Below are 22,115 nucleotides of genomic sequence, written 5' to 3'. Positions count from 1 at the left end.
CAGATACTTTTAATGGAAATGAGCTTGTACAACAAGGAAGCGATATACTTAATACTGCAACAAATGTCCTCTTGAATCAAAAATAAGCATATTTTGTTATAAAGCAGAAAAACCGATTCTTAGTAGAATCGGTTTTTTATATAACTTTCAACTTTGTCCAAAATAAAAGAGCGCTCGTTAACAGCGCTCAGTAAAAATAGTTATATGGAAGGATTTATTCAATCCCGTTCGGATTATAAGAATACTGCTGCTTATTCTCAATCCGCTCAATCACGTTTTGCAATTCATCTGGCTTCAGGAACTCAATAGGAGAGAAGCCTTTTTCAAACGTAAGTGTGTCAGCCTCAATCATTAATACGTATCGGTCATTTACCTTTGCGATATGTATTTGATCCCCGAAATCAGCAAGTAGGGCCTTTACAGAGATATGGTCTGCTTTTAGCTTTAATTCCACTTCAGGAGCATGCTCGACGATTTGTGCGGTAGCTTCCATTACTTCTTCGGTTGAAAATTGTTCCATAATTTCACGTTTCGGACTGGCAGCCCATACTTCCATCGCTTGGTCGAATTGTTCGCGTTCTTCCGTACCTTCTTCAAATACATCTTCAATTTGGTCATATACCATGTCCATTACTTGTGTTTTCATAATTTCAGGCATAGAGCGTTCGTACTCGACGAATTTTAAGAAGTCTTCAAAGTAGCGGGCATGTGATGCTTGGTGAATTTTTAGTTCGCCTACTTCGACCATACCTTCTTCAGGCATGTACGGATATTGGATAGATTTCATGTTTTTTGTTGTGATGGCCATTTCAACGTTACGAATCAGTGTGGATTCATCTGAAATGGAAGCAACTTTCGGTTCAAAGTCACATTTCATAACGAAAACGAATGGATCATCAAAATATTTACGTAGTTTTGCTTGCGCAATTAAAAATACACCACCGCGTACAGCGCTTGTGTCAAGATATGTATAAACGAGTGGTTCACTCATATCTTTGAAGTTTTCCTTAGTTTCCGCGAAGCGAATGCGATTAAATAGGTTGTAATGAGGGTTTGAATCAAGTTCGTGCCCTTCTTCTACAATGAAGCGACCGATTTTTGTCGGAGCTTGTTCTGTTTTCGCATGACGTTCTACTTTTCGCTTTGAAATTTTTAATAATTCACCATTCAAAAATTTTTTTAAGGAGCTATCTTCATACTCTTCAGCGTCTAATGTTTGAAAATGTTTGTAGCGTTTATCAACAGCTTCACCTTTTCCTTCTACTTGTACAACATAAAAGGAAAGATAATTTATTTCGAAATCCATATTTATCACCTTGTTTCATTTCATTCACTCTTATCAGTATAGAGATGGAAAAAACTTTCGTCAATTTATATAAGGAAGGGAGAGCCCCTTCCTTATATATTTTTTATCCCGCATTAACGGGCAGTAATACTCCCACCTCAAATTTCGCAAATGCGAGGAAGTTAGGTGGGAGATAACTGCCCATAAAAGCCCAATTGGTTCAACTAATAATTCGTGGGGGTGGACAAAACCCCCACTAATTAAAGTTTCACTTTATCTTCAAAATTAAAATCCGTCTTCTAATGCTGCAAATGGAATGTTTAGTCTGTTTTCTACTGTACGTAAACGTTGATTTAAGCGATTTAATCTACGTGTATGACGCTCAACCGTGTTTTCTAATTGACGTACTCTTTGCTCAAGCTCATTTACTCGTCTTTCTAATTGACGGTTTCCAGCACCAGGAAAAGAGATTGGAAGTTGGAATTGTCGAGTTTGATCATATGGATTAACTTGTTCTGCTGGATCTATATATTGTTGGTATTGTGCTTGTAAATCATATTGAGGCTGATAACCATTTTGGTTATATGGATCGTATGGATTGTAGGGGTACATAAAAACATCCTCCATTTCTTTAAAATAGGTTAATTCACCATAATGTATGTGTAAAAGCGGAGTGTGGCACGGCAAATACCTATTTATGTTCAAAAGATGTTTCTTTATAAATAAGAATATGTAGTTTTACATTTGTATTTCGTTCGTTAGATGGTATATACTGGATAATAGGGTGGGGTTACATAAAAGTTACAATTCTATCAAACTCAAACTTTTATGTAAATATGTATAGACATTTGGAAAAGAAAAGAGTAATTTATATAGAGTAAAAAATAACTTGTAACATTTTATAAATATATTGTAAAATGATTGTAACAAAACATACATAAAAATGAAATAATACATATAAGTAATATTGGGAAAAAGGGGAGAGTATATTGTTCCGTAAAGTAAAGGGTATATTAGTTGGGGTGTTATGTGTAGCTGTAGTGAGTGGCTGTGGTACAAAAGTTAGTGATGTTGCGTTAGTAAGTGATATTGGTGGCCACACGGTAGAGGCTAAAGCAGAAGTACAGGATTCTATTAGTTTAGTAGATGGTCGTACAGGTACGGAAGTGAAAAAGCTAGATTTATCGAGTCTAGGTTATTTTGAAGATGAAGCGGAATTTAAAAAATCAGTTGAGAAGGTTGCTAGGGAAGTTGGGAAAAATGTTGACAAAAAGATGGTCCCTTCACGTTTAGGACCTGACGGAAGTTGGCAAGAAGGAAAGCCTTCTTTTGAATTAATGGAAAAAGAGTTAGTAAATAAATTATTAAACGTAGGTATGTGGGATTCTTCATATCAGTTACCTATTGTTGAGAAAAAACCTACCGCTACATTAAGTGATGCGCAAGGAAGTGGCACGGTAATTGGTAGATATGAAACGAATTTAGGTGGCTCAACAGGTGGACGTATTGAGAATATTCGTTTGTCAGCAGCTAGCATAAATGGAGTTGTATTAGCAAAAGGGGACAGTTTCTCTTTCAATGCATTAATTGGTGATACAACACCAGATAAAGGATATCAATTAGGAAAAGAAATTGTAGATGGTAAGTTAGTAGATGGATATGGCGGTGGTGTTTGTCAAACATCATCAACTTTATACAATGCAGCAGATCAAGCTGGTTTGAAAATGGTAGAGAGAACGACACATTCTAAAACAGTAGGTTACGTTCCACAAGGAAGAGATGCTACAATTGCATATCCATACTTAGACTTAGTATTTGAAAACACGAATGATGCACCTGTGAAACTTTATATGGGCATTCAGGGCGGAAAGTTAGTTGCTGAAGTACATAAAATGAGATAAGAATTATAAAGTCACCTTTTCTAAAAGCTAGAAGAGGTGACTTTTTTATTACGAAAATAAAAATGTGTATAAATTCTGACTTTTCATATTTACATAGGGTGATTTTAGTTGTATCCTTCATAGTAACGGTTATATGAAATAGAAAAATATTGGGATAAGGAGATGGAATTATTCATGGTACAAATTCATCCGAAAACACGTATTGGTCATGTTGAATTTAAAGTGATAGATTTAGAGCGTCAAATTGCTTTTTATGAAAATGTAGTAGGTCTAGAAGTAATTAAACAAGATGCGAATAAAGCGTATTTATCAGGAAAAGGTGGAAAGAACACGTTACTTGTTCTTGAAAAGTTAGAGGACGGGGTACTGCAAGAACCACGTACGACTGGTATATATCATGTAGCCTTTTTAGTTCCGACTCGTGAGGCCTTTGCTTCGGCTTTATTTGGTGTGATTCGTAATAAGAACGTAATTGATAGTCCGACTGAGCAAGAAGGACGTTATACATATTCAAATGAAATTTTACCAATTTCAAGGTTTAATAGTGCAAGCGATCATACATATAGCGAAGCGTTTTATTTACAAGATTTAGAGGGAAATGGTATTGAAATTTATGCAGACCGTCCGCGTGATCAATGGGGAGAAGGATCAGGAGGAAGTACGCCGTTAGATTTAAAAGAACTGGCAACACTCGTTGATTATGAGGCTGATGGATTACCTGCTAATACTGTCGTTGGGCACGTACATTTACGAATAGCTGATGTAGAGAAATCACACGAGTTTTATGTAGAGACAGTAGGATTTGAAGTACAACAACGCGAAGATGACTGCTTATTCATTTCTGCAGGAGGATATCATCATCATATCGGTGCAAATACGTGGAATGGTATACATAATCCGCATCCACCAGCACATGCAACTGGACTTAAAGTATATACAATTGTATTACCGCATAAAGAAGCGTTAGAGAAAGTGAAAGAAAGATTAATAGAAAAACAACATGAAATAAATGAGATTTTAAATGGATTTACTGTAGTAGATCCTAGTGGTATTACAGTACAGTTTGAAATAGAAACAGCATAAAAGAAGTCGGAAGGTGTATAATTACCTTCCGACTTCTTTTGGAGGACTTCTTCATAGCTCAATCCAAAACCTTCTTACTACATTCCCATCTTCCTCAGTGAAATCATCATCACGAAACCCACCGTTATGTAAAATTGTTTTTTCGGAAGCTGTATTCACTTCGTCACAAACGACAAGTACTTTCTCGATGTTTAATTCCTTTGTTTTTTCTAGCGATAATTCTAATAACTTCGTAGCATAACCTTTTCTTCTTTCGGAAGGGCGAATGCCATAACCGATATGACCGCCAGCGTTAAATAAATGCTCGGTTAAACTATGACGTATATTAACAGCTCCTACAATTCTATTATTATCTGTAACGAGCCAATACGTAGAGTCAGGTACCCAAGATTCAGGAAGATTTATTCCGTTATGGGCATCGTGAAGTTCTTGAATCATTGCAGTAAAATTAGAAGGATCTTTTGAGATAACCCATGGAATCATCCTTTCACCGCTATCTTTCCATTCCTTATAAAAATCTAAGTATTCTTCTTGTAAATCTGTAGTAGGTGTAAGTAAAGAGACGTTCATTGTTTGTAAGCTCCTTTATTTATGTAGTATGTATAAAAAATTATGATACAAAATGAAAGCGTTTTCTAAATTTTCTCAACCTCATTTCATATAATCCACCATTGTTTTTTAAGAAAACTAGTGAAAGTTTAAAATTAGAGGTAATTTATTTTATGTTAATATTTAAAATATTAACATAAAACGGCCTAGGTATTAAGTGTATTTTAGTAAAATCCCTTCATATCGATAAATGGATGTGTGTGATAATTTTTGTTTTATCTATCTATAATGAATGAAAGGGGGAAGGGCTCGTGAGTATAAATATTGATTTAATTATACGAATCGGTGTTGCGGGTTTGTTAGGAGCAATAATCGGTATTGAAAGGGAAATTCGATCAAAAGAGGCGGGGTTAAAAACACATTTCCTAGTAGCGGTAGGGAGTGCATTAATAATGGTCGTTTCGAAATATGCTTTTTCAGATATTATGAACGAAGAACATATGGCTCTTGATCCGAGCCGTATTGCAGCGCAAGTTGTTAGTGGAGTAGGGTTTTTAGGTGCAGGTACAATTATTATTCAAAAGCAGGCGGTGAAAGGATTAACGACAGCGGCTGGTTTATGGGCTACAGCAGGAATTGGATTAGCAATTGGGGCTGGCATGTATGTAGTAGGAATTGGAGCGACGATTCTCGTTTTAATTGGTTTAGAGATTGTAAGCCGTATTTTTAAGGTGCAATTTTTATTTCCTCAAAACATAACGGTGCAAATACATATAAATAAACATGAAGCGGTACAACAAATAGTAGAAACGCTACAAGTGAAAGGCATTCCAATACTTTCATATGAAGTGGAAGCTTTACAGCAAGGTACAGAAATAGTTTATAAGGTAGGGATGCAGCTGAAAAATATATCGTCAGAAGAAAAGAATGCGTTTATTCAGCATATGCAAACATTACCAGAAGTTACGTTTATAAAGTTAAAATCATAGCATTAAAAACGAGGATAGATGTAGCAGGAAACTCGCTATTATCTATCTTTTTTTGATATAAAATGCACATAAAGTCAAGTGTTAATTTTGCAAGGCATGGATACGTGTGTGAACGTTCCCTTATTTTTTTCTCAATACAGAATAAAAAGTAAGAATAGTAAAATAATGGTGCGGGAAACTAAAAAATGTAAGGTAGGGGAGAGCATGAAAGGCTATTCAAAAAAAGTGTTAGTAGGGGTAAGTTTTGCTAGTTTCATATTAGGGAGTTTTCAAGGGAGCGCATGGGCAGAAGGTACAAAGGGAGAGCAAGTTTCTTATTGGAACGTTCTCAAAATGGAGCCAGTTGGTGTACAACTACCAGTGCAAGAATTAGCTCATTCATCAAAAGTGCTTGAAAATAAGTCTTTTGAGAAAAGGTTGCAATTTGCTGATTTGTCTCAAAGACCGCCTGAAGTGAAAAAAGAAAGTAAGCAATTAGCTACAGTGAAAACTTATACAATTGCTGAATTAAATCAACTAAGCAATCAGCAGTTAGTAGATTTACTTGTAACAATTGATTGGGAGCAAATTACGGGGCTATTTCAGTTTAATAAGGATAGTCTTGCATTCTATCAAAATGATAGTAGAATGCAGGCAATTATTGATAAATTGAAGCAGCAAGGACAAGCTTATACGAAAGATGATTCAAAAGGGATTGAGACTTTAGTAGAGGTATTACGCTCAGGATTTTATTTAGGATTTTATAATTCAGAATTAAGTAAACTAAATGATAGAAGCTATCATGATAAATGCTTACCTGCATTAAAAACGATTGCGAATAACCCGAATTTCAAACTCGGTACGTTAGAACAAAATAGAGTTGTATCATCATACGGAAAATTAATAGGAAATGCTTCAAGTGATGTGGAAACGATAACAGCAGCTGCAAAGATCTTTAAACAATATAACGATAATTTCTCTACGTGGGTAGACAATCTATCAGCTGGAAATGCAATTTACGATATTATGCAAGGTGTTGATTACGACATTCAATCGTATTTGTACGATACGAGAAAAACACCGAAAGATACAGTATGGTACCAAAAGATTGATAGCTATATTAATGAATTAAGTCGTTTTGCCTTAATTGGAACGGTGACAGAGAAGAATGGATGGTTAATTAACAATGGTATTTATTATACAGGTAGACTTGGTACATTCCATAGTACAGGGACGAAAGGATTGCAAGTTGTAACGGACGCAATGAAAATGTATCCGTATTTAGGAGAGCAATATTTTGTAGCTGCTGAGCAAATTGCGACGAATTATGGCGGGAAAGATGCAAATGGAAATGTTGTGAATTTAGATCAAATACGAGAAGATGGAAAGAAAAAATATTTGCCGAAAACGTATACGTTTGATGATGGGGCAATTGTTTTAAAAGCTGGAGATAAGGTGACAGAAGAAAAAGTAAAACGTCTATATTGGGCGGCAAAAGAAGTGAAGGCACAATTCCATCGTACGGTTAAAAGTGATCAGCCTTTAGAAAAAGAAAATCCTGACGATGTATTAACAATGGTTATTTATAATAGTCCAGCTGAATATCAATTTAACCGTCAATTGTACGGGTATGAAACGAATAACGGCGGTCTTTATATAGAAGGAACAGGTACGTTCTTTACTTATGAACGTACGCCAGAAGAAAGTATTTATAGTTTAGAAGAATTGTTCCGACATGAGTTCACACATTACTTGCAAGGTAGATATGAAGTACCGGGACTTTGGGGACAAGGGAAGATTTATGAGAATGAGAGATTATCTTGGTTTGAAGAAGGAAACGCGGAGTTTTTTGCAGGTGCAACGAGAACCGATAATGTTGTACCGAGAAAGAGCATTATAGGAGGAATATCTTCAAAACCAGCAGAGCGTTATACGGCAGAGAGAACGTTAAACGCAAAGTATGGAACGTGGGATTTCTATAATTACTCCTTCGCTTTACAATCGTACATGTACACTAAAAGATATGATATGTTTGACAAAATTCATGATCTTATTAGGAAAAATGATGTAACAGCATATGATGCATACCGCTCTGCATTAAGTAAAGATGCGAATTTAAATAAAGAGTATCAAGATTATATGCAAATGTTAGTCGATAACCGTGAGAAATATAATGTTCCATTAGTATCGGATGATTATTTAGCAACGCACGCACCAAAACCAGTTTCAGATATTGCTGCAGAAATTACAGCAGAAGCAAAATTAAGTAATGTATCAGTTAAGAAAAATAAATCACAGTTCTTTCATACATTTACGTTGCAAGGAACGTATACAGGTACTACTGCAAAAGGGGAATATGAAGACTGGAAAACAATTACACAAAATGTGAATGATACGTTAAAACGTTTAAGTGGGAAAGAATGGACAGGATATAAAACAGTAACAGCGTACTTTGTGAATTATCGTGTGAATGTATCAGGACAATTTGAATATGATGTTGTATTCCATGGAATTAATACGGAAGATGGTACTGTGAATAAAGCGCCAGTTGCGGTTATAAATGGACCATATAGCGGAAATGTAAATGAAGCAATTTCGTTTAAAAGCGATGGATCAAAAGATGAAGATGGGAAAATTGTTTCTTATAAATGGGAGTTTGGTGACGGTATTGTAAGTAATGAACAAAATCCGACTCACGTGTATACAAAAGAAGGAACATATACAGCGAAATTAACAGTAACAGATGATAAAGGATTAACGAACACTGTTACAACGAATGTAACGGTTCAAAAGAAAGAGGATAACGGTGTAGAAAAAGAGCCAAATAATTCATTCCAAACAGCAAATAAACTGCAATTAAATCAAGTTTTACGCGCAAGTTTAGGAAATGGTGATACGAGTGATTTCTTTGAAATTAATATAGAAACGGCGAAAAACCTTCAAATTAATGTAACGAAGGAAAATAATATCGGAGTAAACTGGGTTCTTTATTCTGAAGCGGATTTAAATAATTATGTTACGTATGCCCAGCAAGAAGGGAATAAGTTAGTAGGAAGTTACTACACGTATCCAGGAAAATATTATTTACATGTGTATCAGTATGGCGGGGGAACAGGGAATTATACGGTAGAAGTAAAGTAGAAAAAAGGCAATTGTTTTTTTATAACTGGAAATCAATATTAGCTTATATTTAGTAATGCAGGTAATGATATCAGTTATAAAGATAAATACTGGAGTATCGTTATGAATCTCAAAAAAAATTATACTTTAAATGAAAAAATAACTGTAAGTAATGTATCTAATGATAGTAAGAAATCAAGTATCACGAGAGTTTATCTTGAAGTTAAGTAGACCTAATTAATAGATGAGATACAATAGTTGATGAATTATGATTTCATAGAGAAGTGAGCAAAGTAATAAGGACTAGAGTTTATCGGTAAAAACGGATATACTCTGGTCCTTGTTACTTTTAATTTATTTAAGAAATGAAGATAATTAATGAATCAAGTAGTGGCATTTTTGAAATTTATTTAATAAGTTAAGTAGAAAGAATTTATCATTCGAATAATTCCGTCATATCAGCATGGGATACTAATAGAAAAGCGTGTCCCCTTACCTAATTCACTCTCTATCTCTATATCACCATTTAACTCTTTAATAACACTATAAGCAATCATGGTACCAAGCCCAGTCCCTTTTTCTGTTGTTGAATAGAATGGCAAAGCAATCCGCTTTATTTGCTGAGAAGACATTCCAATCCCTGAATCAATAATATCGATTATAATATTCCCTTTTATTTTCTGTATATTTATTTGTAATACGCCACCATTTATCATGGCCTCAATTCCGTTTTGTATGATGTTGTTTAGACAGAGTCTGAATTTTTCGGGGTCTCCATTTATATAAAAGGAATCTGTATTATTTTGTTTTATTTCAACTTTGTATGATAGAGCTAGTGGTGAAATAGTGTCTTTCACTTGATTTAAAATATGATTAATATCTATTTTCTCTTTTAGGATGTTCTGTGGTTTTGTTAAAGATAAATAGTTATTAATAGTAGATTGTATTTGCTGCATTTCAATTAACATGATTTCTAAGTACTGATCCTGAGGTAGCTTAGAGGCATGTTTTTCATTTAACAATTGAGTGAATCCATGTACTGTAGTTAGTGGATTGTGGATTTCGTGTGCAATGGACGCCGCTAGTTCGCTAGCTATATAAAATTTTTCAGCCCGTTGCAGCTTTTCTTTCATTTTATATTTCTCAATCATTCCCTCTATTAAATATACTGATAATAATACTGTGAAAATATTAATGATTATATAATTTAATAAAAATTCTATGAGAGTAGAGTCTATTTTACTACCTGTATGTATTTGAGTTACAATACCGCAGATAGAAAGTGAAGTTGTACATACTAAAATAAGAAGCAAGCTCAATAATATCTTCTTTTCTTTAACATATAGAGGTAATAAGTAATGGAAGAGCATTGTTATAACAGAAATAATAGTAAAGATAATAAATGAGGGAAGAACGCCATTTCCGCCTAAGTAAAATCGATAAGAAAGATATAAAATTCCTATAAAAATAATATTTTTTGTATTTCCATAGAGAAAAACTAAAATGATAGGAATAAAACGTAAATCATAAATAAATCCAGCATGTAACTGAAAAGGAAAAGTCATGCAAAAAATAATAGCAATGGAGGCAAGGATAGAAATCAATATATTATTACATGTTTTTTTTTCTTTAAATTCTAGCCAAAATACGTGGTAGCTAAGGATACAAATTATTATTATAAAGGTATTTAATAAAAGAGTAGATATTCCCATAGGTTTGCATCTCCGATAGTTTGTATATTGGATTATGTATGAGTTAAACTTAGATGTTTAGTTATTAATAGAATTTCTATCTAAAAAAGGAAGAGCGCTTGAAAAAGTACTATAATATTACTTTTATCCCGCAGTAACTGCCCGTAAAAGCCCGATTGGTGAGGGCTGATTAAAGTTTCACTTTATTAGAAGTGATAAGGAAGTTAGGAAAAATAATAGATAAAAAATCTACTTAGATATTTATACATATGACACTAGGAATTGACTTTTGTATAAGTAAAGCTGGGATTGAGTTACTAATAAAATAATAGGATTTTAAGTATGTATATTCATTGGAAAAATATATTTTGTGGATTCTATTTGTAGCCTTCGTTATATTAACATGGAATATACCAAATTATAAAGTGGAAATTTCGAAATTTTTCATTAGTATATTTTATTTAAAATGGAAACGCTATTTATTTGAGTGTGTTGGTACTTAATTGTATGAATTCTCGTTAAACAAATTTTGAAATTTACATGTTTTTTATGACTCATAATACTGTAGCTTTATCAATGTGAGTGTTTCAGTAACTATTAAGGTATAAAGTTAAAATATATAGGTTTAAAGATATGAATTATTACATAAAAACGTACTTGAAAAAGAATGTATGATGGTAATAGATTACAAACATCAAGGGGGAGCTTAAAATGAAGTTAAATAAACTAGTGCTTAGTTGTGGAGTAATTTCAGCATTAACACTTGGTGTGTTAGGAAATAATACTTATGCTGAAGAAATACACAAAACGAATGATACCATTCATATAGTTGAACATGTTCCTGCAGACTTATTATTAACTCAAACAATGGATTATAGTGGAGAGGCTGTAACTTCTTTTGTATATAATGGGAGTGAAAATTTAAGCTTCTTTATGAAAAATAATGGTCAAAATACAATGGGATATAGTGTGAAAGGTCCAAATATGGAGCTAATTGTTGGTGGTTATATAAAACCTGGAGAACAACAAATTAATGTTACAAATGTACAGAATGCTTTATCTCCATTACCGAGCGGAACATATAAAATTTACGTTTCAAATGATGATGGTTCTAAGGGGCAATTCCAAGTGTCAGTAAGATCTAAGAATTAAATTTAAAACGCTTTGTTTTAAGTTGATTTAATCTTTCCTTATTGGAAAGAAACTAAATTGAATTAAGAATTACCGATCAAAATGAAAACGAGCACCTTATCTAATTTGAGAGGATGCTCGTTTTTTGCTATTAAACAAAAAACAATTACTTCCAACCGCTTATCAATACATTTTGATATCTCCATCGCTAATCTACTAGTTTGTGTCAACGAGAAAATGTCTGCTATAAAATAACTTTTTTAAAACAAAATATAGTTTGGCTAAAAATTAGAGGACATCAATTCATTGGAACAGTAAAAACTGTTCATAGAATTGGTGTCTTTTTTGATTAAGAACGAGAATACATTTTCTCAACAGGATAAATGGTAAATATATATAAGTACTACTTATAAGGATAATTGGAAAATAGAAATTAATAATAAAGGGGAATGCGAAATGACAATATTAATATCTAATAGAGATCTAGCTAACATCCGAGAGGAAGATGTAGATGTATTAAAAGTAATGGCACATCCCGTTCGATTGAAAATTGTAAATGAATTAATGCACCAGAAACTGTGTAATGTTACACAGTTGACAGAAATATTAGGACTCCCGCAATCTACTGTTTCACAGCATCTATCAAAATTAAGGGGAACCGTGCTCCGTGCAGAAAGACGAGGGTTAGAGATGCATTATTATATCGATAATGTTAAGGCTCGCCAGATTGTAGGAATTCTAGGTTTGTAGCTAAAAAGAGCACTTTTCAAAAGTGCTCTTTTTAAGATGGGCATTAGGACTTGAAGGAGGCGCCAATGCTAATTTAGAAGGAATGTGCTTTGAATCAATCTTAGCTTAAAATAAGAGATAATTGTTTACATTGTTTAATAATTACTTAATATATTATTAAGTTTGTTACCTTACAAAACTGTAAGGTTATTTCAATTGACACTCGTATATATAAGTAACTATACTAGTTACACAATGTTGGTGAATATATTTAATAGTTTCAATCTATAAGTGTATGTCTGGAGATTCTTTTCGGAATAATAGTTCGATTTAAATTTATTCATTTGTAATATAGTGTTAGTGCCAACTTGATCTATTTTTGTATTCAAAGGAATATCATTTAAAGATTAACTATAAATGATATATTTACTAACTTGTAATAAATTTTTAGAGGTGCTAAATTTTGAAGAACAAATTAATTGCTACAGGAATTCTCGCTGGAAGTCTACTATCTTATTCTTCTAGTATTTTTGCAGATACTCACAAATTCCCAGATGTTCCTGCATGGGCTGACAAATCCGTTACTTATTTAGTTGATAAGCAAGTATTGAGTGGTTATCCAGATGGAACTTTTGGTTCAAATGACACATTAGATAGAGCTTCTGCAGCAACCATTATGACAAAGGCTCTTGGTATACACATTGATTTAAATGCAAAGCCATCTTTTAAAGATTCACAAAACCACTGGGGAACTCCTTATATTGCCGCAGCTGAAAAGGCAGGAATAATTAAAGGTGAAGGAAATGGAATTTTCAATCCTTCTGGAAAAGTTACTCGTGCTGCTATGGCTACTATGCTAGTGAATGCATATAAGCTACAAAATGAAAGTAATAACAATGGGCAAAGTAAATTTGAAGATTTAAAGGGACATTGGGGTGAAAAGTTCGCAAATACCTTAATTAATTTAAAAATTTCAGTTGGTACAGATAATGGTTGGCAACCAAATAGATTCATAACACGCGCTGAAGCTGCACAACTAACCGCAAAAACAGATATGCTTCAATATAGTCAAAGTAATCCTTTAGAAAATAAAGCAATAATTATTGATCCCGGACATGGCGGCGAAGATCCTGGAAAAAACACAAAGGGATTACCTGAAAGTAAGATTGTACTAGACACTTCTTTACGTCTACAACAATTGCTTGAAAAACATACTCCCTTTACAGTTTTACTAACTCGTGAATCTGATACTAGACCTGGATATGATCAAAAAAGTTCTTTACAGGAACGCGTTAAGTTTGCTAAGCGAAATCAGGGTGATATCTTTATAAGCATACATGCAAATGCTTTTAACGGTAATGCAAAAGGGACAGAAACATATTACTATAAATCTTCTAAATCTGAAAAAACAAATCCTCATGTGGAAGAAAGTCGTGTTTTAGCTGAAAAAATTCAAACACGATTAGTAGACGCACTTCAAACACGCGATAGAGGTGTTAAACATGGAGATCTTCATGTTATAAGAGAAAATGACATGCCAGCTGTGTTAACGGAACTTGCTTTTATAGATAATGGTATCGATTACAGTAAGTTATCTACAGAAAACGGAAGGCAGATTGCAGCAGAAGCCATTTATGAGGGGATTTTAGATTATTATGAATGGAAAGGGAATAATGTATCTGAATATAGATTGCAATAAGTAAATGAAAATATAGTAATTCTCTAAATAAAGAATTCTATAATTTTTTTACACTTTTTTAAACAATAATTTTAAATTTGTATTTAAAATTATTGTTTAAATTATTATTCTGTGTTTTAATGATATTGATAATAGTTATCAATAAGTGAGAGGTGAAAATTAGCAAAATAAGTGTTGATAGTTATTGTCATAAAGATTAATAAATTTCTACATTGTAACGTTATGAATCTATCTCTAGTATGGAGAGATAAAAATAATACGTTTATATCTTTTAAATGTTTAAGAAGGAGTGGCTGTCTGTATGAAAAAAACAAATGGAATAGCTAAAAATGTTGCGGTAGCGTCCATTATTATGTCTGGATCACTTGGTTTACAAGCAACATCTGTATTTGCAGATTCTAAAGGAACTGTAGAAAATCTTCAAAATGGTGGAAAAGTCTATAATAGTTTTAAAACTACTTATGACATGAAGCAGAATATTAAAAATTCAATAAAGGTTTCTTTTATTGAGGATCCTTACGCAGATAAAAAAATTGCAATTGTTACTACTGATGGTAGTAATATAGATGCTAAATATACAATTAATAGCGGATACTATAACGCAGGTTTAAAATGGCCATCGGCTTATCATACTGAAGCAGAAATAACAAGTGGTGATAGCGCTCAATTCCATAAAGCTGCCCCAGTTAATACAATGACTTCAGCAAAGGTTACTTCTGAAGTAGGGTATACACTTGGCGGAAGTGTTAAAGTTGGGGTAAATGATAAAGGCCCAAATGCTGATGCAAGTATTACAGGTAGCTTTGCTTGGAAAGAAAGTGTATCTTATGATCAAGTAGACTATAAAACGGTATTAGAGACTCACACAGATAAAAAATTAAATTGGAAAGTAGGATTCCAATCGTTTAATTACCCGGAGTGGGGAATTTATAATCGTGATTCATTTAATACTTTCTACGGTAATCAACTATTTATGAAATCACGTAGTTATAATGAAGGAACGAATAATTTTGTTTCAAAAGATACAGTACCAGCTTTAACAGGATATGGTTTTTCTCCTAATGTAGTAGCAGTTATTACTGCAGATAAAACAGAATCTACATCTGATTTAAAAATAACAAATCGTAGAATATCAGATCAGTACAATATCGAATGGGTAAGTTCGAAATGGTGGGGAACAAATAATAAAGATACATATAATGAGTTCTTTACAAACAACTATAAGTTAGACTGGAAAAACCATCAAGTTACTCTTGATAACCAAAAAGCCCTTGAAGAACAAATGAGTAGTATCAACAATGTGAATAACCAACTTAACAAAGGCAAAGGGAAATTATCTTTTTCAATGAATGGAAATCAGCTCAAAGCGACATCTAGCAATGCTGGTTATGGTATTAGTTACGAGGATAAAAATTGGGGTATCTTTGTGAATGGTGAAAAGATCTATACGTTTAATGAAAAAACAACTGTAGGTAATATTTCGAATGACATTAACAAATTAAACATTAAAGGACCTTATATTGAGATTAAACAAATCTAATTAGTAAATGAATTGCAAATGATAGATAATTATTTCATCAAGATATGAGTATAAAGGTTTATGTTAAATCTGTATAACGTAATGAAAGGGCCAGAGTTTATCTGTAAAGATAGATAAACTCTGGCCCTTATTATTTTTTTTCTTATACGCAATTAGAAAAGAGCGTGAGGTAAAGCTATTCATACCACGCAGGGAGATATTGTTTTAAGTAGGGTGTTTATTTTTATTTCATTTTTAAATGAATTCTTTGTATGATGACATAGGGTAGGCGATGTTCAGGAGATGTTTCTTTTTGAGGAGTATGTTGTGTGGAGAATAGTTTAAAGTAATCAAGTTTTCATCGGTTGTTAAGTTATTACTTTAAATATATAATTAAACTTCATTAATAAGATACTCTATTCAAAGTCCTTAGTGGATTTTTGAAGTGAAATATATATTATTTGAGGTGTGTGAAATGGGGAAATCTCGAGAGCAGACGATGGAAAATATTTTGAAGGCTGCTAAGAAAAAATTTGGAGAGCGTGGTTATGAAGGTACGAGCATACAAGAAATTGCAAAAGAAGCGAAAGTGAATGTTGCTATGGCTTCTTACTATTTTAATGGGAAAGAAAACCTATATTATGAGGTGTTTAAGAAATATGGTCTTGCTAATGAGTTACCTAATTTTCTTGAGAAGAATCAATTTAATCCTATTAATGCTCTAAGAGAATATTTAACAGTCTTTATTACACATATAAAAGAAAATCCTGAAATTGGAACATTGGCATATGAGGAGATTATTAAGGAAAGTGCAAGATTAGAAAAGATTAAACCGTATTTTGTAGGTAGTTTTGAACAATTAAAAGAAATATTGCAGGAGGGGGAGAAACAAGGAGTATTTCATTTCTTCTCTATAAATCATACGATACATTGGATCACTTCTATGGTTTTATTTCCAAAGTTTAAAAAGTTCATTGATTCTTTAGGACCAAATGAATCGAATGATACAAATTATGAATGGATGCCAGAAGATTTGGTGAGCAGAATTATTTCTGCTTTAACAGATAAGCCTAATATGTAAATTACTCATTGTTTATGAATCCTAATTTTTCTATTAAAAAGCCTAATTTCTCAATGGATTGTAGAGAAATTAGGCTTTTTTGGATACTTCATTCAAATGCTTTATAGACTAATGGCTTGATTTATTAATGATTCGAGTGGAGTTACATAGATATAGTTTTCGTTGCAACGGTTTGTTGAAATGCCTTATCATGCTCAACAATAATCATTGTGGGATTAAATTGTTGAATTAGATCTTCAATTTGCATACGTGAATAAATATCTATAAAGTTTAATGGTTCATCCCATATATACATATGGACTTTTTCACATAAACTTTTAGCGATAAGCAGTTTTTTCTTTTGTCCACCAGAATAATGAAATATATCTTTTTCAAATTGAATTCGGTCAAAATCCATCTTTCGTAGGATGGATTTAAATAATGTCTCATCAATCTTGTGCTCTTCAATAAAATTTGATAGCGATCCTTTCAAATGAGAAGTATCTTGTTGAACATAGGAAATGGTGAGTCCTGTACCTAATGTAACTAAACCTGTATGCTGTATCGGATACCCTAGAATTAGTTTTAGGATACTGCTTTTCCCGCTCCCATTCTTGCCATCAAGCACAATTCGGTCACCTTGTTCAACTACGAAGTTAATTGGCTCATTCACGACTTGGTCATCGTACGTAACAGACACGTCAGCCAAAGTAACTAATTCATTTGACTTGAACTTTAATGCTTCTAATTTTAATGACTCAGTTTTCTCCACATTTTTTAGTAATTTTGACTTTTCTTCAATAGCTTTTTGTTGCCTTGATTCTAGGTTTTTTGCCCTTTTCATCATCTTGGCTGCTTTATGTCCTACAAATCCCTTATCCAACTTAGAACCTGAATTCCTTGTTCCATTTTTTGAAGCTTCTACATCATGAGACCAACTTGCTGAACGCTTGGAAGACTGTTTTAATCTTCCTATGTCTTTTTGTAGACGATCATTTGTAGCCTCTTCATGCTCTTGCTGTCTATCGAAATTTAATTTCCAAGAAGAATAGTTCCCGCTTTGAACTTCGATATTTGCTCTATTTATAGATAAGATATGGTCAACGCATCCATCTAAAAAGATTCTGTCATGTGAAATTAAAATAAACCCTTTCTTCTTCCTTAGATAATCAGAGACTATTTTTCGTGCATCCGTGTCTAGGTGGTTTGTTGGTTCGTCAATTAATAGGAATTGGCCCTCATTTAAAAACAGTGCAGCAAGCAACACCTTTGTTTGTTCTCCATTTGATAAAGTTTTAAACGGTCTGTACATGACCTCGGCATCAACATTTAAATAGGATATTTCACGTAGAAATTCCCAATCTTCTGCTTGGGGACAAATTTCTTCAAGGATTTCATGAGTGAATTTGTTCTTATCTGCAACAGGATAGGGGAAGTAATTGAATTCTACAGAAGCAAGGATTTTTCCACTATACTCGTAATTTCCTAATAATAAATTAAAGAATGTCGTTTTACCTCGTCCGTTTCTACCGATAAATCCTAGTTTCCAATCCGTATCTATTTGAAAGTTTACACCTTCAAAAATATTATCAAAGCTACCTGGGTATGAAAAAGTTAAGTCTTGAACTTTTATCATTGACATAATAATTCCTCCTTTATATATCGAAACGTTTCATATAAAGTCGGAACATCCATCCACTTTTTAATTCCTCTATATAAGTTTGATGGATATTAACGACTTATATAGAGCATTACATGTGTCACAATAGTATCTGAATTAGTCATTTTTTTCGCTCCTTTATTTGTTAGGTAAATTTAGCGATTAATAAATTTTAACTTACATAAAAGGGAATAAAAAAATCCCCCAATTTTTAATCGGAAGGAGTAGTCTGTCGCTTATACTTAAGTAAGCACTTATTAATCATTTGAATCATGACAAATAAAGTATGAAATGAATTATAAAAATGGATAGACTAACCCTATATTTTGTAGTTTGAAGTTATAAAATTCAACTTAAAATATAAATTAGTTAATCATTATTCATCCATCATTCCTTTCATCATTCTATTTTTAGAGTAACATTCTTTTTTTGGAGATGCAATATTAGAATCTCTTTTACTTAATCCTAGATCATTTATAATTTTTTGAGTAAGGAAATAAAGTTGAAATGAAATTTAATGTGTATAAGCAAGTGATAAGTAAATTAAATAAATAAAGGCCCTGTAAAAAATACAGGACCGGATACAGGGTTAAGGGAACGCATAGTTTCTTATTAACATATTAGCATAAACTTTTCATGTAGCTACATAAGAGTTTTGACAACTTTAAGAACAAAATAGAGTGTTTTTAAGAATAAATACAGTACTAAAAATCAGAATTGTGATTTGAATTTGTGTGGCTATAATGTTAAAAAACAAATGAGTATTTTAATTATAATAACTTTTAGGAATGTATATGTAAGAAATATTTTTTGATTAGATTAAAAGTGAACTCTGACAATTTATTATATGTTATACCCGAATAGCTTTAAATTTTCTCCAGAGTCTGAAATTATCTCTTCGAACTGAAATCCTATTTTTTCTAAAAGCTTTCCTGAATTGATGTTATCAATAGTAGTAATTGCTACAATTCGTTTTAGTCCTAGTTTTTGTACTCCGTATTCGATTACAGCAGAAGCTGATTCAAAGCCATACCCATTTGAACGGAATTTCTCTAAAAAGGCAAAGCCAATATCGACATCTTCTAATGAATCTCTTTTAATAAGTCCGCACATCCCGAGTGGAGTGAGATCTTCTTTTCGTTCAACTAAGTAAAGGCCAAATCCCATTTTGTTATACATATCAACAGGGCCGTTTAAGATGTATTTTTTTGCATCTTCTAAGTTTTTAATCCTTTTATCACCAATAAACTGAATCCATGCAGGATCGTTTACTAATTCAAGAATAAATGGAGCGTCTTTTATATGAAACCAGCGAAGAACGAGTCGTTCAGTTTCAAGAATTATCAATCCAATGCACCACCTTTAACATTTATAATAATTAGTATGGATTGCGTAATACGAAATCGCAACATATTTTAAAAGAATCTTGCTTGTTCACATAAAGTTCGTTTGTTTTGTATAAAGGGATATTTTATAATTAGAATTGATTGTAAAGAGTGAGATGCTTATACAATGACTCCTAGGTAACTAGGAGTTTTTACTATATAACTATCATTATTACTAAATATGACACACTACACATTCTACTCAAGGAGGTACATAATGAAAAAATTATATAATGCATCGTTTACGTATTTGATTATCGGTTTATTATCAGGAATTTTCGCTAGGGAGTATGGAAAGTATAAGGGGATTGTAGGATCTACTTTGTTAAATCTTTTGCATACACATACACTTGTACTCGGCTTTTTCTTCTTTTTAATTGCTTTAGGATTAGCAAAAGTATTCGCGTTTCATGAAGCGAAAAGTTTTAATAAGTGGTTTGTTGTACATAATATCGCATTAACTTTAATGTTAGGTTCGCTAGCAGCGAGAGGGCTTCTTCAGCTAAATGGAGCGGACTTTAAAGGGTTAACTTATATTGTAGGGTTTTCCCATTCGTTAATGGCAGTTACTTTAGTTTGGTTTATGTTGTTAATAAAGAAGTCATTTAAAATATAGTTTTATCCCGCTATTCGCCGGGCAGTAAGACCCCCACCTCAAAATTCAACGAAAGCAAAGAAGTTAGGTAGGGGATCAACTGCCCGTAAAAGCCCGATTGGTTCAACTAATAATCAGTGGGGGATGAATACCCCCCTACTGATTAAAGTTTCACTTTATAGAAAAGAACTTGCAGCAATTGTTGCAAGTTCTTTTTGTTTATTCGACAGTATGAAACGAATTTCATATGTATAAAACTTGAATTATGTAATTTTTCGGATTATTATGTATAAAATAGTTAACATATTTTGTAATTCGAATTTATAGAAAGTAGGAGAGTGTATGATGGAAATAACGGTAGAGCGTTTAGTAAATAAATTAAAGGGTGTACTTCCTGAAGATCGAGTAGTTGTAAATACGACAGTAAGAGAGTTACATAGTAAAGATGAATCTTATCATACTAGTAGTTTACCTGATGTAGTAGTTTTTCCGAAAACGACTGAAGAGGTTAGTAAATTAATGAAAGTAGCGAGTGAGCATAAAAAACCTGTCGTTCCTTTTGGGGTAGGTTCTAGTTTAGAAGGTCACGTTATTCCATATGAAAAAGGAATTACAATGGACTTTTCGCTTATGAATAAAATACTCGAAATAAGAGAGAAAGATTTTCTTGTGAGAGTACAGCCGGGAGTGACTCGCTCTCAGCTTAATAAAGAATTGAAAAAGTATGGATTGTTTTTTAGTGTAGATCCAGGAGCAGATGCAACGTTAGGTGGAATGGCTGCTACAAATGCGAGCGGAACGACAGCGGTTAAGTATGGGGTAATGCGTGATCAAGTTCGTGATTTAGAAGTCGTTCTTGCTGATGGGGAAGTAATACATACTGGAAATTTAGCGGCGAAGTCATCATCAGGTTACCATTTAAATGGTGTTTTCGTAGGATCAGAAGGTACGCTTGGATGCTTTACAGAGTTAACATTAAAAGTATACGGCATACCAGAACATGTTATGGCTGCAAGAGCGTCGTTTCCAACTATAAATGATGCAGTAGAAGCTGTAATTAATATACTACAAGCGGGTATTCCAATTGCGAGAATTGAACTTGTAGATGAATTATCTATGAAACAAGTAAATCATTATAATGAAACAAGTTACAGAGAAGAGCCTACACTGTTTTTAGAGTTTCATGGAAATGAAGCAGGGTTAAAGCAAGATATTGAATTTACGAAGGAAATTGTTTTTGATCATAAATGTAAAGAAGTTGCTTTTGAAACGGAAACTGCGGCGAGAAATAAATTATGGGATGCACGGCATAATCTAGCATATTCTTACGTTCATAGCTACCCTGGTAAAAAGCTTATGAGTACAGACGTATGTGTACCAATTTCAGAATTAGCTGGCGCAATCCAACATGCGAAAGAGACGTTAGATAAGATTGGTCTTGTCGGCGGTATTCTTGGCCATGTAGGAGACGGAAATTTCCATGTGCTCTTAATGGTTGATCCAAACGATAAAGAAGAAGTGAAAAAGGCGGACGAAATAAATGAAAGTATCGTTTTATATGCTCTTAAACGAGGTGGAACGTGTACGGGAGAACATGGCGTTGGAATCGGAAAACGGAAGTATCAAGAAGAAGAACATGGGGCGGCATTACTCGTAATGGAAAAAATAAAGAAAGCTCTTGACCCGCAAAATATTTTGAATCCGAATAAAGTTTTTCAGTTAAAGGATAGGGGATGATGG

17 protein-coding genes are annotated in these 22,115 nt (G+C 33.0%); 11 read left to right on the top strand and 6 right to left on the bottom strand.

Annotated features, from left to right (window positions below):
- Positions 1 to 214: 214 nt before the first annotated feature.
- Together AAG068_RS17350 and AAG068_RS17345 are read right to left on the bottom strand one after the other, a co-directional pair.
- The gene (locus AAG068_RS17350) at positions 215 to 1,306 is read right to left on the bottom strand and encodes a DUF3900 domain-containing protein (protein ID WP_342715164.1); all 1,092 of its coding nucleotides are present in this window, start codon (positions 1,304 to 1,306) and stop codon (positions 215 to 217) included.
- Between the two features lie 264 nt (positions 1,307 to 1,570).
- Positions 1,571 to 1,912, bottom strand: coding sequence for a hypothetical protein (locus tag AAG068_RS17345; RefSeq protein ID WP_342715163.1), 342 nt, complete (start codon positions 1,910 to 1,912; stop codon positions 1,571 to 1,573).
- A gap of 362 nt (positions 1,913 to 2,274) precedes the next feature.
- Between AAG068_RS17345 and AAG068_RS17340 the strand changes: the two genes are divergently transcribed.
- Complete coding sequence (locus AAG068_RS17340) at positions 2,275 to 3,186, top strand: VanW family protein (RefSeq protein ID WP_342715162.1); 912 nt, start codon at positions 2,275 to 2,277, stop codon at positions 3,184 to 3,186.
- A gap of 174 nt (positions 3,187 to 3,360) precedes the next feature.
- Complete coding sequence (locus tag AAG068_RS17335; protein ID WP_342715161.1) at positions 3,361 to 4,269, top strand: VOC family protein; 909 nt, start codon at positions 3,361 to 3,363, stop codon at positions 4,267 to 4,269.
- 51 nt (positions 4,270 to 4,320) lie between these two features.
- On the opposite strand, the gene AAG068_RS17330 is transcribed toward AAG068_RS17335, so the two are convergent.
- Positions 4,321 to 4,839 carry a GNAT family N-acetyltransferase gene (locus AAG068_RS17330; RefSeq protein WP_342715160.1) on the bottom strand — a complete coding sequence of 173 codons (519 nt, stop codon included), beginning with the start codon at positions 4,837 to 4,839 and terminating at the stop codon, positions 4,321 to 4,323.
- 290 nt (positions 4,840 to 5,129) lie between these two features.
- Here AAG068_RS17330 and AAG068_RS17325 point away from each other — a divergent pair, with 290 nt between their 5' ends.
- Both AAG068_RS17325 and colA read left to right on the top strand, forming a co-directional pair.
- The gene (locus tag AAG068_RS17325; RefSeq protein WP_342715159.1) at positions 5,130 to 5,807 is read left to right on the top strand and encodes an MgtC/SapB family protein; all 678 of its coding nucleotides are present in this window, start codon (positions 5,130 to 5,132) and stop codon (positions 5,805 to 5,807) included.
- Between the two features lie 204 nt (positions 5,808 to 6,011).
- Complete coding sequence (gene colA, locus AAG068_RS17320; RefSeq protein WP_342715158.1) at positions 6,012 to 8,927, top strand: collagenase ColA; 2,916 nt, start codon at positions 6,012 to 6,014, stop codon at positions 8,925 to 8,927.
- A 437-nt stretch (positions 8,928 to 9,364) separates the two neighbouring features.
- Here the strand turns inward: colA and AAG068_RS17315 are convergent, their stop codons facing one another.
- The gene (locus AAG068_RS17315; RefSeq protein ID WP_342715157.1) at positions 9,365 to 10,618 is read right to left on the bottom strand and encodes a HAMP domain-containing sensor histidine kinase; all 1,254 of its coding nucleotides are present in this window, start codon (positions 10,616 to 10,618) and stop codon (positions 9,365 to 9,367) included.
- A gap of 690 nt (positions 10,619 to 11,308) precedes the next feature.
- On the opposite strand from AAG068_RS17315, the gene AAG068_RS17310 reads away from it, so the two are divergent.
- The 5 genes from AAG068_RS17310 to hlyIIR all read left to right on the top strand — a co-directional run bounded on the left by AAG068_RS17310 (position 11,309) and on the right by hlyIIR (position 16,756).
- Entirely contained in the window at positions 11,309 to 11,749 is a 441-nt protein-coding gene (locus AAG068_RS17310) for a hypothetical protein (RefSeq protein ID WP_342715156.1), read from the top strand.
- Positions 11,750 to 12,184: 435 nt separating this feature from the next.
- The gene (locus AAG068_RS17305) at positions 12,185 to 12,478 is read left to right on the top strand and encodes an ArsR/SmtB family transcription factor (RefSeq protein ID WP_342715155.1); all 294 of its coding nucleotides are present in this window, start codon (positions 12,185 to 12,187) and stop codon (positions 12,476 to 12,478) included.
- A gap of 442 nt (positions 12,479 to 12,920) precedes the next feature.
- Positions 12,921 to 14,156, top strand: coding sequence for an N-acetylmuramoyl-L-alanine amidase (locus AAG068_RS17300; protein ID WP_342715154.1), 1,236 nt, complete (start codon positions 12,921 to 12,923; stop codon positions 14,154 to 14,156).
- Between the two features lie 301 nt (positions 14,157 to 14,457).
- Positions 14,458 to 15,696 (top strand): hemolysin II HlyII, encoded by a 1,239-nt coding sequence (hlyII, locus tag AAG068_RS17295; RefSeq protein ID WP_342719781.1) that lies wholly within the window; start codon positions 14,458 to 14,460, stop codon positions 15,694 to 15,696.
- 454 nt (positions 15,697 to 16,150) lie between these two features.
- Positions 16,151 to 16,756, top strand: coding sequence for a hemolysin II regulator HlyIIR (hlyIIR, locus tag AAG068_RS17290; protein WP_342715153.1), 606 nt, complete (start codon positions 16,151 to 16,153; stop codon positions 16,754 to 16,756).
- Between the two features lie 142 nt (positions 16,757 to 16,898).
- Here hlyIIR and AAG068_RS17285 read toward each other — a convergent pair whose 3' ends face one another.
- Both AAG068_RS17285 and AAG068_RS17280 read right to left on the bottom strand, forming a co-directional pair.
- On the bottom strand, positions 16,899 to 18,377 hold the full coding sequence (locus tag AAG068_RS17285; RefSeq protein ID WP_342715152.1) for an Lsa family ABC-F type ribosomal protection protein: 1,479 nt from the start codon (positions 18,375 to 18,377) through the stop codon (positions 16,899 to 16,901).
- A gap of 861 nt (positions 18,378 to 19,238) precedes the next feature.
- On the bottom strand, positions 19,239 to 19,742 hold the full coding sequence (locus AAG068_RS17280) for a GNAT family N-acetyltransferase (RefSeq protein ID WP_342715151.1): 504 nt from the start codon (positions 19,740 to 19,742) through the stop codon (positions 19,239 to 19,241).
- Between the two features lie 255 nt (positions 19,743 to 19,997).
- Here AAG068_RS17280 and AAG068_RS17275 point away from each other — a divergent pair, with 255 nt between their 5' ends.
- Positions 19,998 to 20,396, top strand: a complete 399-nt coding sequence (locus AAG068_RS17275; protein WP_342715150.1) for a DUF2871 family protein — start codon at positions 19,998 to 20,000, stop codon at positions 20,394 to 20,396.
- Between the two features lie 324 nt (positions 20,397 to 20,720).
- Positions 20,721 to 22,112, top strand: coding sequence for an FAD-binding oxidoreductase (locus AAG068_RS17270; protein ID WP_342715149.1), 1,392 nt, complete (start codon positions 20,721 to 20,723; stop codon positions 22,110 to 22,112).
- The last annotated feature ends 3 nt before the right edge of the window (positions 22,113 to 22,115 follow it).

Origin of the sequence: Bacillus paramycoides (assembly GCF_038971285.1) — a bacterium.
In the GTDB taxonomy this organism is placed as follows: Bacteria; Bacillota; Bacilli; order Bacillales; family Bacillaceae_G; genus Bacillus_A.
This window is presented reverse-complemented; position numbering and strand designations above follow the sequence as displayed.

Bases quoted from the DNA above. Each gene is read 5' to 3' on its own strand.
- AAG068_RS17350 (WP_342715164.1), bottom strand. From the start codon at position 1,306: ATGGATTTCGAAATAAATTATCTTTCCTTTTATGTTGTACAAGTAGAA.
- AAG068_RS17345 (WP_342715163.1), bottom strand. From the start codon at position 1,912: ATGGAGGATGTTTTTATGTACCCCTACAATCCATACGATCCATATAAC.
- AAG068_RS17335 (WP_342715161.1), top strand. From the start codon at position 3,361: ATGGTACAAATTCATCCGAAAACACGTATTGGTCATGTTGAATTTAAA.
- AAG068_RS17330 (WP_342715160.1), bottom strand. From the start codon at position 4,839: ATGAACGTCTCTTTACTTACACCTACTACAGATTTACAAGAAGAATAC.
- colA (WP_342715158.1), top strand. From the start codon at position 6,012: ATGAAAGGCTATTCAAAAAAAGTGTTAGTAGGGGTAAGTTTTGCTAGT.
- AAG068_RS17315 (WP_342715157.1), bottom strand. From the start codon at position 10,618: ATGGGAATATCTACTCTTTTATTAAATACCTTTATAATAATAATTTGT.
- AAG068_RS17310 (WP_342715156.1), top strand. From the start codon at position 11,309: ATGAAGTTAAATAAACTAGTGCTTAGTTGTGGAGTAATTTCAGCATTA.
- AAG068_RS17305 (WP_342715155.1), top strand. From the start codon at position 12,185: ATGACAATATTAATATCTAATAGAGATCTAGCTAACATCCGAGAGGAA.
- hlyII (WP_342719781.1), top strand. From the start codon at position 14,458: ATGAAAAAAACAAATGGAATAGCTAAAAATGTTGCGGTAGCGTCCATT.
- hlyIIR (WP_342715153.1), top strand. From the start codon at position 16,151: ATGGGGAAATCTCGAGAGCAGACGATGGAAAATATTTTGAAGGCTGCT.
- AAG068_RS17285 (WP_342715152.1), bottom strand. From the start codon at position 18,377: ATGTCAATGATAAAAGTTCAAGACTTAACTTTTTCATACCCAGGTAGC.
- AAG068_RS17275 (WP_342715150.1), top strand. From the start codon at position 19,998: ATGAAAAAATTATATAATGCATCGTTTACGTATTTGATTATCGGTTTA.
- AAG068_RS17270 (WP_342715149.1), top strand. From the start codon at position 20,721: ATGGAAATAACGGTAGAGCGTTTAGTAAATAAATTAAAGGGTGTACTT.